Source organism: Klebsiella sp. YJ, from assembly GCF_002108615.1.
Classification (GTDB): Bacteria; Pseudomonadota; Gammaproteobacteria; order Enterobacterales; family Enterobacteriaceae; genus Klebsiella; species Klebsiella planticola.
The window spans coordinates 256,012-271,736 of record NZ_MTEG01000004.1 but is presented as its reverse complement, the minus strand read 5'-3'; the positions used below and the strand labels follow the sequence as shown (position 1 = coordinate 271,736).

Here is a 15,725-nt window from a genome sequence, read left to right as displayed (position 1 = left end):
CGTATGGGCCTGTTAAACCGAATAAAAATGCTGTGGCGTGCCGCCGTCGGCGCGTCTTATTCCTGGCCCGCACTGGATATTACCCTTCCCGGAGAGCGCTATTTGCATCTGGTCGGCAGTATTCATATGGGCACACGCGACATGTCCCCTCCTCCCGCCAGGCTACTGAAAAAAATTCGTCAGGCCGACGCCCTCATCGTGGAGGCGGATATCACCGGCAACGAAACGCCCTTTGCTGACCTCCCCGCCTGCCCGCCGCTGGCCGAGCGTTTAACCCCGCAGCAGTTCGTCGAGCTGGAGAGTCGGGCCGCGGAACTCGGGCTGTCGACGGCGCCGTTTGACAGCCAGCCGCTCTGGCAGGTGGCGATGGTGTTACAGGCAACGCAGGCTCAGAAGCTGGGGCTGCGTGCGGATTACGGCATTGACTACCAGCTGCTGATGGCCGCGCGTGAGAGCAAGGTGCGGGTGATGGAGCTTGAAGGCACCGACAGCCAGATAGCGCTGCTGCGCGACCTTCCGGACGGCGGACTGGCGCTGCTGGAGGATACGTTGACCCACTGGCGCACCAACGCCCGTCTTTTGCAGGTGATGATCGGCTGGTGGCTGGAGCAGCCGCCCGCCAAAGGCGTCACCACGTTGCCGACAACCTTCAGCCAGTCGCTGTACGATGTGCTCATGCATCAGCGCAATCAGGCGTGGCGCGAGACGCTGCTGGCGCTGCCGCCGGGGCGCTATGTTGTCGCCGTCGGGGCGCTGCATTTATACGGTGAAGGGAATCTGCCTGATATGCTGACGTAAAAAAATGGCCAATATTTCTATTGGCCCGTCAAAGAGGAATTTCATCATTATTATTATCCCGGAATTTGCATTCCGGATCGTTCGATTGTCGCTCAAAGTGACCATCACTGCCAATACTATTGCGCAAGATGGTACTATTTTTTACACATTCAACGGGCGTATGCTGACAGCACCTGAGATCGGTTGGTAAGAAGGATAAGTATGACTCCCGCCGTTAAGTTACTCGAAAAAAACAAAATTGCTTTTAAGATCCACAGCTACGATCACGACCCCAATGAAACCAACTTCGGCGATGAAGTGGTACGCAAGCTGGGGCTGAACGCAGACCAGGTTTATAAGACGCTGCTGGTCGCGGTCAACGGGGATATGAAACATCTGGCCGTGGCGGTGACGCCGGTGGCCGGGCAGCTGGATTTGAAAAAAGTGGCCAAAGCGCTGGGCGCGAAGAAGGTGGACATGGCGGATCCCATGGTCGCCCAGCGTACGACCGGCTATCTGGTCGGCGGCATCAGCCCGCTCGGACAGAAGAAACGGCTACCGACGCTGATTGATGCCCCGGCCCAGGCGTTTAACGCCATTTATATTTCTGGCGGCAAGCGCGGGCTGGACATTGAACTGGCGGCCAGCGATTTAGCGAAGATTCTCGACGCCAAATTCGCCGATATCGCCCGCCGCGATTAATCGCGCCTCAGCGTACAGGGACCTGTAAAACGGGGCTATCCCGAAGGCGGCGCGTCGCGCCTGACCAGGCTACTCATCCCCCAGATCGTGGCGAATCCGTAGCCCGGTCAGCGCAGCGCCACCGGGGTTATCCTCACGCGTTACTGCCAGCTCACCTCGCCTTTCGGCTCATAGGCGGCCGCATCCAGCGGTGAGTTTTTCTGGATATACTCTTTCAGCACTTCGGCATCGATAAAACCGGTATTCACATAACCCGGTTTGGTGTCGATATGCGGATAGCCGTCACCGCCGGTCCCGTTAAAGCTCAACGTTGCCATCCGGTAGGTCTTCGTCGGATCGACCGGTTCGCCTTTGATTTTCAGATCATTCAGCTTGCCGTCTTTCGCCACGAAGCTGACGTTGGCGAACTGCGGATAGGCGCCGGAGTCAGGTTTCATCTGCGCCACGGCGGTCAGATATTCCGTCACTTCCTTGCCGCTCATATCGACATACACCAGCACGTTACCGAACGGCTGCACCTTCATGACATCTTTATAGGTAATATCCCCGGCTTCGATGGAGTCACGAATACCGCCGCCGCTCATCACGGCAAAATCGGCATTGCTACGCGCCATTTGCGCCGCCAGCAGCAGGCGTCCCATATTGGTCTGCACGAAACGTACCTTGCTGCGATCGCCTTCAAGATGCCCATTCACGCTGCCAATTTTGACCTGAAGCTGCGCTTTGCCTTTATTCTGGAATGGCGTCAGCAGCGACAGCATCTGCGGGTTTTCCGGGATTTGCGGCGTATAGAGCACGCGTTCGCTCTGGCCGTTATCATAGGTCACCTTCTTCTTCAGATTGACCGGGATCAGCTGATAGTGCACCAGCTTCATCTCGCCGTTGCGGAACTCAAAATCCGCACGACCGACATATTTCCCCCACTCGTGCGCCTGAACGATCCAGATCCCATTCTGTCTGTCCGGCGCGCACGGCGTGCCCGGTACATAATCGACCTGTTTTTTATTCTCCGAGGCCATACAGACCGGATCCTGCGAATGACCGCCGACGATCATCGCCAGCGATCCTGCCGGCAGACTGCGCGCCATTTCGACATCACCCGGGGCGTTAGAACCATGATTTCCGTTGTCGTAATGGCCCATATGGGTGGTCGCCAGAATCACATCCGGTTTTTCATTCAGCTGCAGCTCCTGGATAACCAGTTTGGCCTCGTCCGCCGGTTTGCGAAATTCAATGTCGGTGAAATATTCCGGGTTACCTATCCTGGCCGTGTCATCGGTGGTCAGGCCAATAACCGCAATTTTTAATCCCCCGCGTTTAAACAGCGCCCAGGGTTTAAACAGGCGCTCGCCGGTGCTTTTTTGGTAGATATTGGCGGAGAGGAACGGAAACTTAGACCACTTCTCCTGTTGGCGCAGTACGCTGAGCGGATTATCAAACTCATGGTTGCCCACTGCCATCGCATCATAACCAATCAGGTTCATGCCGCGAAAATCTGGCTCTGCGTCCTGCAAATCCGACTCCGGCACACCGGTATTTATATCGCCGCCGGACAACAGCAGAACGCTTCCGCCCTCAGCGGCGACCTCTTTGCGGATCCCGTCGACCAGCGTCTTTTGCGCCGCCAGACCATATTCACCGTAATCATTACGCCAGAAATGCCCGTGGTGATCGTTGGTATGCAGGATAGTGATTTTATAGGTTTTATCCTGCTCATAAGCCTGTGCGGATAAGCTTCCCAAAGACAGCGCGGTAAATAGCCCCAGCGCTAGCGCCCGTTTTAAAAAATGCATATTTCTCTCCCTGACTTAATAAACAAGTGCCGAAAGTATAGCGAGTTACGTCGACAGACAAATATGTTTTCCGAATTGAGACTTCCTTCAAACCTTAGGGGCAGGTATGTTAGTCAGATAATAATTCTACCTGCATCCACAATAACGCTCTCAAAGTGAACCTATGGCGACGAATCAGACCGTTCAACCCTTATCCGGCCCCGCTGCTGCGCCGCAAAAAGCACGCACCTCGTTTGGTATTCTGGGCGCCATCAGCCTTTCCCATTTACTGAACGATATGATCCAGTCGCTGATTCTGGCGATTTACCCGCTGCTTCAGTCGGAGTTCTCCCTGACCTTCGTGCAAATCGGGATGATTACCCTGACCTTCCAGCTGGCCTCTTCGCTGCTTCAGCCGGTGGTCGGCTACTGGACCGACAAATACCCGATGCCATGGTCGCTGCCGATCGGCATGTGCTTCACCCTCAGCGGTCTGGTGCTGCTGGCGCTGGCCGGAAGTTTTGGCATGGTGCTGCTTGCCGCCGCGCTGGTGGGTACCGGTTCTTCGGTATTCCATCCGGAATCGTCGCGCGTGGCGCGGATGGCCTCCGGCGGCCGTCATGGACTGGCTCAGTCGCTATTCCAGGTCGGCGGTAACTTTGGCAGTTCTCTGGGTCCGCTGCTGGCGGCGGTGATTATCGCCCCTTACGGCAAAGGTAACGTCGCGTGGTTCGTCCTGGCCGCGCTGTTGGCCATCGTCGTGCTGTCGCAAATCAGCCGTTGGTATGCCGCACAGCATCGGATGAATAAAGGTAAACCGAAGACCGTCGTCGCCAGTCCGCTGCCGAAAAACAAAGTGATTCTTGCCGTCGGCATCCTGCTGATGCTGATTTTCTCGAAATATTTCTATATGGCGAGCATCAGCAGCTATTACACCTTTTATTTGATGCATAAATTCGGATTATCGATCCAGAATGCGCAGGTTCATCTGTTTATTTTCCTGTTTGCCGTTGCCGCAGGAACGGTGATTGGCGGGCCAGTAGGCGATAAAATTGGGCGTAAATATGTAATTTGGGGCTCGATCCTCGGCGTAGCTCCCTTTACCCTTGTTTTACCCTACGCCACGCTGGAGTGGACGGGGATTTTGACCATGATCATTGGATTTATCCTCGCATCGGCATTTTCGGCAATCCTGGTCTACGCCCAGGAGCTGTTACCGGGACGTATCGGCATGGTTTCTGGTCTGTTTTTCGGTTTCGCATTTGGTATGGGTGGCCTCGGAGCCGCCGTTCTGGGGCTGTTAGCGGACCACACCAGTATCGAGCTGGTTTATAAAATCTGTGCTTTCCTGCCACTTCTCGGCATATTGACGATATTCCTTCCTGACAACCGCCAAAAATCCTGATTATATGGCGGCTAAAGTGAAACTTTGGCCGCCGTAATCCCTTATCCTGTCAGCACTCCCGCTGATTAGCTGCCGTAGTTTTCCGATCTGTGCCTTTTTGCGGGTTAATTCCATTTTTCTGCATAATTCAACAATTATTCATAAACAAAACGGCTAAAACTGTCATAAACTATTACTCGGTTTTTTAGGTTTAGACACCTACCTCCGGGTTGCCGCAAGGTAGCGCGCGTGAATCTCTGGCGCAGGGATGATTCGGTGAATGCGCGAAGCTAACGCAGAGGCAGCCTGAAGGATCGCGTGTTTAATACTGAAAATGGATTGGCTCACCACATACAAGGAGACGGAATGCACCACGCAACACCGCTTATCACCACCATTGTCGGTGGGCTCGTACTCGCTTTTATCTTCGGCATGATTGCCAATAAGCTGCGCATTTCGCCACTGGTGGGCTACCTGTTAGCAGGCGTGTTATCCGGCCCCTTTACACCAGGCTTCGTTGCCGATACCAAACTGGCGCCGGAGCTGGCTGAACTCGGCGTCATATTGCTGATGTTTGGCGTCGGGCTGCACTTCTCCCTGAAGGATTTGATGGCGGTAAAGTCGATCGCCATTCCCGGCGCGATTGCCCAGATAGCCGTGGCAACGCTGCTGGGTATGGCGCTTTCTGCCGTGTTGGGCTGGTCGCTGATGACCGGCATCGTATTTGGCCTGTGTCTCTCTACCGCCAGTACCGTGGTGCTGCTGCGCGCGTTGGAAGAACGGCAGCTTATTGATAGCCAACGAGGGCAGATCGCCATCGGCTGGCTCATCGTCGAAGATTTAGTAATGGTTCTGACGCTGGTTCTGCTGCCGGCCGTCGCCGGTATGGCGGAGAAAGGCGATGTTGGCCTGGCGTCGCTGGCCGTCGATATGGGGATCACCATCGGGAAAGTGATTGCCTTTATCGCCATTATGATGCTGGTAGGTCGTCGTCTGGTACCGTGGATTATGTCCCGCAGCGCCGCCACCGGCTCCCGCGAACTGTTTACCCTGTCGGTTCTGGCCCTCGCTCTCGGGATCGCCTTCGGTGCGGTTGAGCTGTTCGACGTCTCCTTTGCGCTTGGCGCATTTTTCGCCGGAATGGTCCTGAACGAATCCGAACTCAGCCACCGCGCCGCGCACGACACGCTGCCGCTGCGCGATGCGTTCGCCGTGCTGTTCTTTGTCTCCGTGGGAATGCTGTTTGATCCGATGATCCTGCTGGAGCAACCGCTGGCGGTGCTGGCGACGCTGGCGATCATTATCTTCGGCAAGTCGGTGGTCGCCTTTTTCCTCGTACGGATGTTCGGCCACTCGCCGCGCACCGCGCTGACCATCGCCGCCAGCCTCGCGCAAATCGGTGAGTTCGCCTTTATTCTCGCCGGGCTTGGCATGGCGCTGAACCTGCTGCCGCAGGCCGGACAAAATCTGGTACTGGCCGGGGCGATTATCTCTATCATGCTTAACCCGGTGCTCTTCGCGCTGCTGGAAAAATACCTCGATAAAACCGAAACGCTGGATGAGCAGACCTTCGAAGAAGTGCTCGAAGAAGAGAAGCAAATTCCGGTCGATATTTGCAACCACGCGCTGCTGGTAGGCTTTGGCCGCGTCGGAAGCCTGCTGGGCGAAAAACTGATGGCCCAGGGTATTCCGCTGGTGGTTATCGAAACGTCGCGCACCCGCGTCGATGAGCTGCGCGCGCGCGGTATTCGTGCGGTGCTGGGCAATGCGGCGAATGAAGAGATCATGAATCTGGCGCATCTGGACTGCGCCCGCTGGCTGCTGCTGACCATTCCTAACGGCTATGAGGCCGGGGAAATCGTCGCTGCCGCCCGCGAGAAATGCCCGAATATCGAGATTATCGCCCGGGCGCATTATGATGATGAAGTGGATTACATTACCGAACGCGGCGCAAACCAGGTGGTGATGGGCGAGCGAGAAATCGCCCGCGCGATGTTGCTGCTACTGGAGACGCCGCCGGCGGGTGAAGTGGTTACCGGATAATCCCCTACCATGGCGCCTCTCGGATAGCGAGAGGCGCTCAGCCAGGCCTTGCAACTGTTGCGCTCTCCCCCCTCACGCGGCGCAAGAGGGGAAACGGGCTTAACGCTCCCAGTATGCCTCTTCCAGACTATCTTCTCGTTCCGGCAGGCCGCGGGTTAAACGCGGCGAATGCTGGTTCAGCACCTGATAGCTGACGCGGTTCGCATATTTGCACACCTGCGCCAGCGACGAGTAGGTCAGCCACTTGCACTTGTGTTTACTGGAGTTCGGCACGTTATTCCGGTGATAGTTATTGGCGGTGATATCGTGCAGCAACGCCGCCAGCGCCCCGTCACCGGCGCCGTTGGTATTCATGATTTTCTCAGGCCCACCCATGTACGGCGCGATATGCGAGTAAATCCGTAGCGGGTTAACGCAATCCTGGTGACGCATCGCCCGGCTGAACTCATACTGGTTGAATTCGGCAATCGCCCCCGGCAGCAGCGGATGCTGAGTTTTACGTTTGGCTTCCTCTTCCGTAAAGCTGGCCATATACAGCCCCGCTGGCCCGGCGGTACACAGTACCAGGTCCACCCACTCCAGCGCCTTATCCGAAGCCAGCAGCGGATCGGACAGTCCGGTCAGCGCTTCGGCTTCTTCTTCATTCATCGCCAGAATAGAGACGTTCTCCTTGAGGAACTGCTGCCACCATTCCGGGTTATCGGCAATGACGTACTTCGTTCCCAGCGTCAGCACCACCGGTACATCATGCTTTTTGGCATACTCGATGGCTTTCATCGTCGCATCCGGCATCGGCTCGCCAGGCTTGCAGCGCACCAGATACGAAGTCAGCACCAGCGCAGACGCACCGGCAATCACCTCTTCCGGAATGCTTTCCGGACGCAGCTTATTCATGTGGCCCGGACTGATGGCAAAGGTTCGTTCGCCCGCGTCGCTAATCAGGGTAAAACAGCGGCCAATGGCCCCGTCCACCCCTTGCAGATAGTTCAGGTCAGTACGGCTGGAGGTGTTGCACAGATAGCGATAGGCGTAGCCGCCGATTTCGATATTGCTGCACATGACCCCCAGCAATACCGAGCGGTCATCGGCCAACACCGAATAATTGTGCATGGTATTGCCAATCGTTCCGCCGGCAAACTGGTGGGTAATTAAATTATTCCGTACCAGCTCCTGGTAGAGCGTTTCAGCGACATCATCTTCGATGACCAGCGAATGGCCGGCGCTGAGGCCGTAGCGCACGATAAACGCTTCATCTACTTTGGCTTCGATATCAACCAACGTTTGATCGATGCCGACCACCCACGCGACGTTGGATTCATTTTCCGGCTGCGTTTGTTGCAACAGCGGATCGCGGGCATTAACGGGAAAGTAGTGTTTGGATTTGCGTTTACCGGGAAATTTCATAGTGGCGATTTAATGGCAGTGAACAAGCGGGGAATAATAGCATATTCCCCCTGCCGCACGCGATTAGCGATACGGCGCCGTCAGGTTCACCATCATTTCGATATGCGCACTGTCCGCATTTAGCGCCGGGATATATTCATATTTCTGCCCGCCGGCCTCGAGGAAGACTTCCCGGTTCTGCACCGCAATCTCCTCCAGCGTTTCCAGACAATCCGCAGCAAAGCCCGGGCAGATCACCTGAATATGCTTCACCCCCTTCTCGCCCAACATTTTCAATGTCTCGTCGGTGTAGGGAGTCAGCCACGGCTCACGGCCAAAGCGCGACTGGAAGGTCATCATCGCACGGTCCGGCGAAAGTCCCAGCGCGGAGACCAGCTCGCGGGTGGTATCGCGGCAGCGCTGCGGGTAATCATCGCCTTCCTGGGCAAAGCGCTGCGGTATGCCGTGATAAGAAAGCAGCAGCACATCCGGTTCGCCGTGCACGGCAAACGATGCGCGAACGCTGGCAGCCAGCGCATCGATATAGCTGGCATCATCGGCATAATCACGAATAAAGGAGATACCGGGGATGGCCCGCTTTTTCGCCAGAATTCTCGCCAGCTCATCCCATACTGCCGCCACGGTGGAGCAGGAGTATTGCGGATACAGCGGCAATACGACGATGTGGCCAACATCCTGGGCCAGCAGTTCATCCACCGCGCTTTCCAGCGCAGGCGAGCCGTAGCTCATGCCTAAGGCAACCGGCGTATCGGGGAGGCGCGCGGCCAGAGCCTGCTGCTGTCGACGGCTGTAAACCATCAGCGGCGAGCCCTCGTCCATCCACACGGACTGATAAAGTTTCGCGACCCGCGGCGCGCGCAGGGGCAGTATCACGCCGCGCAGAAGCGGCCACCACAGCAGACGGGGCGTATCAACCACCCGCTTGTCGCTGAGAAATTGTCGCAGATAGCGCTTCACCGCATCGGGCGTGGGCGCATCGGGAGTGCCTAAGTTGGCTAACAAGATACCTGTTTTCGTCTGATGCATTACCGCCTCTTAACCATTTGAATCGCTGACAATTGTAGCTGAAATGGCGCTAAACGGAACCAATCAGAGAAAAAGGTAGAATGAGAGATGTTCTCATCCCGCCGCGGCAGGATGAGAACCAACGGGATTAACCGAGGATTTTTTCCAGCTCAACGCGCACGTCGGAAACGGCTTTCGTACCGTCAACCTTCGCGTACCGGGTGTTGCCCGCTTCAGCTTCTTTCTGATAGTAACCGATCAGCGGCGCCGTCATCTGATGGTATTCCACCAGACGCTTACGTACGGTCTCTTCCTGGTCATCTTTACGGGTGGTCAGCTCTTCACCGGTCACGTCGTCTTTGCCTTCAACCTTCGGCGGGTTGAATTTGATGTGGTAAACGCGACCGGAAGCCGCGTGTACGCGACGGCCAATGATACGGTCAACGATCAGTTCGTCCGGTACAGCAAATTCCAGAACGTAATCAACGGCGATGCCCGCTTCTTTCATGGCGTCAGCTTGCGGAATGGTGCGCGGGAAGCCGTCGAGCAGGAAACCGTTACGGCAATCTTCCTGGGTGATACGCTCTTTAACCAGCGCAATCACCAGTTCGTCGGTCACCAGCTTGCCGGCGTCCATAATGTCTTTTGCCTGTTTGCCCAGCTCGGAGCCAGATTTCACCGCAGCGCGCAGCATGTCACCGGTAGAGATTTGCGGAATTCCGTATTTCTCCATGATGAACTGAGCCTGAGTTCCTTTACCCGCGCCCGGAGCGCCAAGCAGAATAATACGCATTACGAAAATCCCCTCAAAAGTCGATTCAATTTTTCAAAAACGCTAAACCATACCACCAGAACGCAGATGGCTCAAGGAAGGCGGAGCGGCTGAAACGGTTAATGGAGGGTTTATTTTGCTTGAAAGGCGGATTTTACGCCATCAGAGGCGGCGTCCACCCCGGCCCGCGCACCGTACGCGCAGGCCGGGGTGAACAAACAACGAAGCGATCAGGAAGCCAGCAGCTGGTTCATGCGGCGAATAAACTGGTTAGGATCTTCCAGGGTACCGCGTTCGGCCAGCAGGGCCTGATCGAGCAGCAGCTCAACCCATTCGCCAAACCGGGCCTCATCCTGCGTATCCGCCGTGCGTTTCACCAGCGGGTGAGCCGGGTTCAGTTCGAAAATGTACTTCACTTCCGGTGCTGACTGACCCGCAGCGGCAAACAGCTTCGCCATCTGGGTGCTCATTTCGTCCGCGTCGGTAGTGACGATAGCCGGCGTATCGGTCAGACGGTGCGTCAGACGAACCTCTTTCACCCGCTCGCCCAGCAGCGTTTTCACGCGCTCAACGAACGGTTCCAGCGCCTTTTCGGCCTCTTTGGTGCTTTCATCGACGTCATCCGCCAGCTTATCCAGCGATTCGTCGGCTTTCGCCACCGACTGGAACGCCTTGCCGTCGAACTCGGTCAGGTAGCTCATCATCCACTCGTCGATGCGGTCAGAGAGCAGCAGAACTTCGATGCCTTTCTTACGCAGCAGCTCGAGGTGCGGGCTGCTCTTCGCCGCGGCGTAGCTGTCCGCGGTGATGTAGTAGATCTTCTCCTGCCCTTCTTTCATGCGGGAGACATACTCTTCCAGCGACACGGTCTGCGCGGCGGAATCGGTATGGGTAGAAGCGAAACGCAGCAGCTTAGCAATCGTCTGCTGATTCGCGCTGTCCTCCGCCGGGCCTTCTTTCAGCACCAGGCCAAACTGTTGCCAGAAGGTCTGATATTTTTCCGCGTCGTCTTTGGCCAGTTTTTCCAGCATCTGCAGCGCGCGTTTGCTCAGCGCGGTGCGCAGGTTGCGGGTCACGCTGCTGTCCTGCAGAATTTCACGCGACACGTTCAGCGGTAGATCGTTGGAGTCGACGAGGCCGCGGACAAAGCGCAGGTAGTTCGGCATGAACTGCTCGGCTTCATCCATGATGAAGACGCGCTGCACGTACAGCTTCAGGCCATGCTTGTGATCGCGGTTCCACATATCCCACGGCGCCTGCGACGGGATGTACAGCAGGCTGGTGTACTCCTGCTTGCCTTCCACGCGGTTGTGGCTCCAGGTCAGCGGGTCGCTGTAGTCGTGGGCAATGTGTTTATAGAATTCGTTATATTCGTCGTCTTTGATTTCCGACTTATTACGGGTCCACAGCGCCTGGGCCTTGTTGATTTTCTCCCAGGAGATCACCGTTTCGCCGTCAACCTCTTCGCGCTTTTCAATCTCTACCGGCAGCGCGATATGATCGGAATATTTGCTGATGATCGAACGCACGCGCCAGTCGTTGAGGAAATCATCTTCACCTTCGCGCAGGTGCAGGGTAATTTCAGTGCCGCGGTCGGCTTTGGTGATATCAGCAACGGTGTAGTCGCCTTCGCCGGCAGATTCCCAGAACACGCCGTTTTCCGCGCTATCACCCGCCGCGCGGGTACGCACGGTGACTTTATCAGCCACGATAAACGCAGAGTAGAAGCCGACACCAAACTGACCAATCAGCTGGCTGTCTTTTGCCTGATCGGAACCCATTGATTCGAGGAAAGATTTTGTCCCGGATTTGGCAATCGTTCCGAGATGGTCGATCACTTCCTCACGGTTCATCCCGATACCATTATCGGCGATGGTCAGCGTGCGGTTGTCTTTGTCAAAAGAGACGCGCACGCGCAGCTCACCATCGCCTTCATACAGGTCCGGCTGGGACAGCGCGCGGAAACGCAGCTTGTCGGCCGCATCGGAGGCGTTGGAAATCAGTTCACGCAGGAAAATTTCTTTATTGGAATAAAGAGAATGGATCATCAGGTGCAGAAGCTGTTTAACCTCTGACTGAAAACCACGAGTTTCTTGTCCTTTCATCTAAATCAACCTCAACAATGCCATTGTTAATGGTAAAAAAACCGTTGAAGGGGAGATGGGGACTGAAGGGGAAATTTTCAAGCGGAGGCCCCAAAAAGCGCCTCCGTTTGGTTAAAAACGAATCTTGTGCCGACCGGCAAGGGAGTGCGACAGCGTGGTGCCATCAACCATCTCCAGCTCGCCGCCTACCGGTACGCCGTGGGCGATACGGCTGGCTTCTACGCCATACTGCGCGCAGAGTTCGGCTATGTAGTTAGCGGTCGCCTCTCCTTCCACCGTCGGGTTGGTGGCGAGGATCACTTCCTGCATTGATTCGTCGCGCAGACGCTGCTCCAGACGATCGAGCCCGATATCATCCGGTCCGATGCCATCAAGCGGCGACAGATGGCCCATCAGGACAAAGTAGCGCCCGGAAAACTGCCCGGTCTGCTCAATGGCGTAGATGTCTGCGGGGCTTTCCACCACGCAGATCTGGCCATTTTCACGGCGGCGCGGATTGCTGCAAATATTGCACACCTCCTGCTCGGTGAAGGTGCGGCAGTCGGCACAGTGGCCGATTTCCGACATCGCGCGCGTCAATGACTGCGCCAGACGCATCCCGCCGCTACGATCGCGCTGAAGTAGCGTAAACGCCATGCGCTGCGCTGACTTCGGGCCAACGCCCGGCAGACAGCGCAATGCTTCCATAAGCTGAGTTAACAGCGGGCTGGTTTGCATCAGAATGGCATCTTAAAGCCAGGCGGCAGCTGCATGCCGGAGGAGACGGAAGCCATCTTCTCTTTCTGGGTCTCTTCAATACGGCGCGCCGCATCGTTGAACGCCGCAGCGACGAGATCTTCCAGCATATCTTTGTCGTCTTCCAGAAGGCTCGGATCAATCTCCACGCGACGGCAGTTATGCGCACCGTTGATGGTCACTTTCACCAGACCTGCGCCGGATTCACCGGTCACTTCCAGCTGCGCGATCTCTTCCTGCATTTTCTGCATTTTGTCTTGCATCTGCTGGGCCTGCTTCATCAGGTTACCCAGGCCGCCTTTTCCACCAAACATAGGCTTCTCTCTCAGTAAGTCATCGTTAAGGATGCTGACCGCAAGTCAAACTTGCAATCAAATGGGGCGAATACTCTCTTCATCCAGATCCGCATCGAAGAACCGGCGCAGCGTCTGAATGTTGTTATCCGCAATAATCGCTTCGCGCGCTTGCGCGAGCTTCTCTTCATAAATTGCCTGCCGCCACTCCAGCGGCGTGCGCATCGCAGGATTATCGTCTTCCACGATGGTCAATTCAACCGGTGAACCGTACAACACGCCGAGCGCTTCGGCCAACTTTTGCTGCGCGCCGGCGGAATTGAGATGCCGCTGGCTCGGACGCAGATGCAGACAGATACGATTACCGTCCTGCTCTTTCCACGCATTCAGCGCCACCTGCTCGACCAGCTTCGGCACCGCCAGCTGATTAACCTCTGCCGCCCAGCCGTCGCGTTCGACCGCTTCCAGCGCCAGTTTTGCCGCCAGCTCCGGCGTTTTTTCATGCTCCAGCGCTTTCTTCAGCGCCTTCGGCGTCGCGACCTCTTCTTTCACCGTTTCGACAATTGTCGTCGCTTTCCAGCGATAGGCTTCTTTTTTGGCCGGAGCCTTTTCCTGCACCGCAGCAACGGCCGGACGAGCCTGCACGCGCTCGGTTATTGAACTCAGTCGCTCCAGCGCAGCGTTATTCACCGGCCGCGCGCGGGATGCGGCTGCCGGTTCACTCTTTTTTGGGGTGGGTGCTCCCTGGCTACGCTGCAGCTGGCTGCGTGCTGCCAGAACCTGACTGGTGGTTTGCGGTAGATTCTGCGGCGGCGGCTGTACCGGCGGAGCAGATACCGGCGCCGCCTGCACAGGCGCGGCCAGCGTTGCCGGTAGCGGCTTCACCTCCGGTTCCGGCAGCGGCGCTTGCGGATGGAATGCCAGCGCACGCAGCAGCGTCATTTCCACCCCCATGCGCCGATCCGGCGCATACGGCAGCTCTTTGCGGCCAATCAGGAGCGTCTGATAGTACAATTGTATATCGGTGGGCGGCACGGTGCGCGCGAGTTCACGCATACGCAGCTCCACCGCGGCCATATCGGCGCCCAGCGCCGAAGGAGAGAGCTGGACCATCGCAATCCGGTGCAGCAGACTCTGCATTTCAACCAGCAGCGCTTCCCACTCAACGCCGCGGGAGGCCGCTTCGTTAACGCCCGCCATGACGCGTTCGCCATCGGCCGCCACCAGCGCCTCAATCAATGACAGCGCCTGATCGTCGTCGAGCGTGCCGAGCATGGTACTGACCGACTCCGCCGTCAGACGACCATCGCCGCTGGCAATCGCCTGATCGGTCAGGCTTAAGGCATCGCGCAGGCTGCCGTCCGCCGCGCGCGACAGCAGCTGCAGCGCGCGGGACTCAAAGGTAATCTGCTCTTCGCCGAGAATATGCTCAAGCTGATGGCGGATCTGTTCGACATCCAGCGCCTTAAGATGGAACTGCAGACAGCGCGATAGGATCGTCACCGGCAGCTTCTGCGGATCGGTGGTCGCCAGCAGGAATTTGACGTGCGCAGGCGGCTCCTCCAGCGTTTTTAACAACGCGTTGAAGCTGTGGCGCGACAGCATGTGGACTTCATCGATCAGATAGACCTTAAAGCGGCCACGGGCCGGCGCATACTGGACGTTGTCCAGCAGGTCGCGGGTGTCTTCGACTTTGGTACGGGAAGCGGCGTCAATCTCAATCAGATCGACAAAGCGCCCCTGCTCTATTTCGCGGCAGTTATCACACACGCCGCACGGCGTGGCGGTAATACCGGTTTCACAGTTCAACCCTTTTGCGAGCAAACGCGCGATGGAGGTTTTCCCCACGCCGCGGGTGCCGGAAAAGAGATAAGCGTGATGAATGCGCCCTAACGATAAGCCGTTCGCCAGTGCGGTCAGCACATGTTCCTGGCCGACGACGTCAGCAAAGGTTTGTGGGCGCCATTTACGGGCTAAGACCTGATAACTCATGGGCTGGCTCTGAAACGCTGGAAGGTGAAATCACGAGGGGGTCATGCTATCACAGCCCCGCTCAATCAGCGAGGCTATGTGGCGGGATTTGCTTAGTGACCCGGGAACGGGACCAGGCTATAGCAGTTGATTCCCAGTTTTTCCAGGCGCTGCTCGCCGCCCAGATCAAACAGATTGATCACAAAGGCGGCGTCGTGCACTTCGCCGCCCAGACGGCGAATCAGCTTCACGGTTGCATCGATGGTGCCGCCGGTCGCCAGCAGATCGTCAACGACGAGAACTTTATCGCCTGCGGTGATCGCATCGACGTGAATTTCCAGCTGATCGGTACCGTATTCCAGCTCGTAGCTCTCCGCAATGGTTTCACGCGGCAGCTTGCGCGGTTTACGTACCGGCACAAAACCCACGCCCAGCGCCAGCGCCACCGGAGCGCCAAACAGGAAACCACGCGCCTCGGTGCCCACCACTTTAGTTATGCCGGCGTTTTTATAACGCTCGGCCAGCAGCTCAATGCACAACGCATAGGCTTTCGGGTCTTCGAGCATGCTGGTGACATCGCGGAAAAGAATACCCGGTTTCGGATAGTCCTGAATGCTTTGGATGCTGTTCTTTAGATATTCAAGCTGCTGTGCAGTTGCGGTCATAAGTTTATGCCTGATAAAAACGGTGTTACTCACGGGCAGGCCAAACGGGTCAAAGAAACATTTGATTAACCTTTGACCAGGCGTGCCCGCGCTCGAA

The 15,725-nt window shown here is 56.7% G+C and carries 13 protein-coding genes and 1 other annotated feature; of the genes, 4 read left to right on the top strand and 9 right to left on the bottom strand.

Going from position 1 to position 15,725, the window contains the following annotated elements; genetic code table 11:
- Positions 1-3 precede the first annotated feature (3 nt).
- Positions 4-798, top strand: coding sequence for a TraB/GumN family protein (locus BV390_RS05430; RefSeq protein ID WP_085396669.1), 795 nt, complete (start codon positions 4-6; stop codon positions 796-798).
- A gap of 201 nt (positions 799-999) precedes the next feature.
- Positions 1,000-1,479 carry a Cys-tRNA(Pro)/Cys-tRNA(Cys) deacylase YbaK gene (gene ybaK, locus BV390_RS05420; RefSeq protein WP_004858826.1) on the top strand — a complete coding sequence of 160 codons (480 nt, stop codon included), beginning with the start codon at positions 1,000-1,002 and terminating at the stop codon, positions 1,477-1,479.
- A 140-nt stretch (positions 1,480-1,619) separates the two neighbouring features.
- Here the strand turns inward: ybaK and ushA are convergent, their stop codons facing one another.
- A complete protein-coding gene (gene ushA / locus BV390_RS05415) occupies positions 1,620-3,272 on the bottom strand; it encodes a bifunctional UDP-sugar hydrolase/5'-nucleotidase UshA (RefSeq protein WP_032689191.1) in 1,653 nt (550 codons plus the stop codon).
- Positions 3,273-3,435: 163 nt separating this feature from the next.
- Here ushA and BV390_RS05410 point away from each other — a divergent pair, with 163 nt between their 5' ends.
- Positions 3,436-4,656, top strand: a complete 1,221-nt coding sequence (locus BV390_RS05410; protein WP_032689192.1) for an MFS transporter — start codon at positions 3,436-3,438, stop codon at positions 4,654-4,656.
- 345 nt (positions 4,657-5,001) lie between these two features.
- Entirely contained in the window at positions 5,002-6,678 is a 1,677-nt protein-coding gene (gene ybaL / locus BV390_RS05405) for a YbaL family putative K(+) efflux transporter (protein ID WP_032696516.1), read from the top strand.
- Positions 6,679-6,777: 99 nt separating this feature from the next.
- Here the strand turns inward: ybaL and BV390_RS05400 are convergent, their stop codons facing one another.
- From BV390_RS05400 to apt, 8 genes are all read right to left on the bottom strand, one after another.
- Complete coding sequence (locus BV390_RS05400; protein WP_032689194.1) at positions 6,778-8,082, bottom strand: inosine/guanosine kinase; 1,305 nt, start codon at positions 8,080-8,082, stop codon at positions 6,778-6,780.
- 63 nt (positions 8,083-8,145) lie between these two features.
- Entirely contained in the window at positions 8,146-9,108 is a 963-nt protein-coding gene (hemH, locus tag BV390_RS05395; protein WP_032696517.1) for a ferrochelatase, read from the bottom strand.
- A 127-nt stretch (positions 9,109-9,235) separates the two neighbouring features.
- Positions 9,236-9,880: an adenylate kinase gene (gene adk / locus BV390_RS05390; RefSeq protein ID WP_032689196.1), complete on the bottom strand. Its 645-nt coding sequence runs from the start codon at positions 9,878-9,880 to the stop codon at positions 9,236-9,238.
- Between the two features lie 209 nt (positions 9,881-10,089).
- Positions 10,090-11,964, bottom strand: a complete 1,875-nt coding sequence (htpG, locus tag BV390_RS05385) for a molecular chaperone HtpG (RefSeq protein ID WP_032700678.1) — start codon at positions 11,962-11,964, stop codon at positions 10,090-10,092.
- A gap of 111 nt (positions 11,965-12,075) precedes the next feature.
- Positions 12,076-12,681, bottom strand: a complete 606-nt coding sequence (recR, locus tag BV390_RS05380) for a recombination mediator RecR (protein ID WP_004858810.1) — start codon at positions 12,679-12,681, stop codon at positions 12,076-12,078.
- Entirely contained in the window at positions 12,681-13,013 is a 333-nt protein-coding gene (locus BV390_RS05375; protein WP_004858807.1) for a YbaB/EbfC family nucleoid-associated protein, read from the bottom strand. Before BV390_RS05375 ends, recR begins: the two co-directional genes overlap by 1 nt.
- 57 nt (positions 13,014-13,070) lie before the next feature.
- Positions 13,071-14,984: a DNA polymerase III subunit gamma/tau gene (gene dnaX / locus BV390_RS05370; protein WP_032689197.1), complete on the bottom strand. Its 1,914-nt coding sequence runs from the start codon at positions 14,982-14,984 to the stop codon at positions 13,071-13,073.
- Positions 13,677-13,741 (bottom strand) — a sequence feature (DnaX frameshifting element). Its footprint overlaps the gene before it by 65 nt.
- 92 nt (positions 14,985-15,076) lie before the next feature.
- Complete coding sequence (gene apt, locus BV390_RS05365; RefSeq protein ID WP_032689198.1) at positions 15,077-15,628, bottom strand: adenine phosphoribosyltransferase; 552 nt, start codon at positions 15,626-15,628, stop codon at positions 15,077-15,079.
- Positions 15,629-15,725 lie beyond the last annotated feature (97 nt).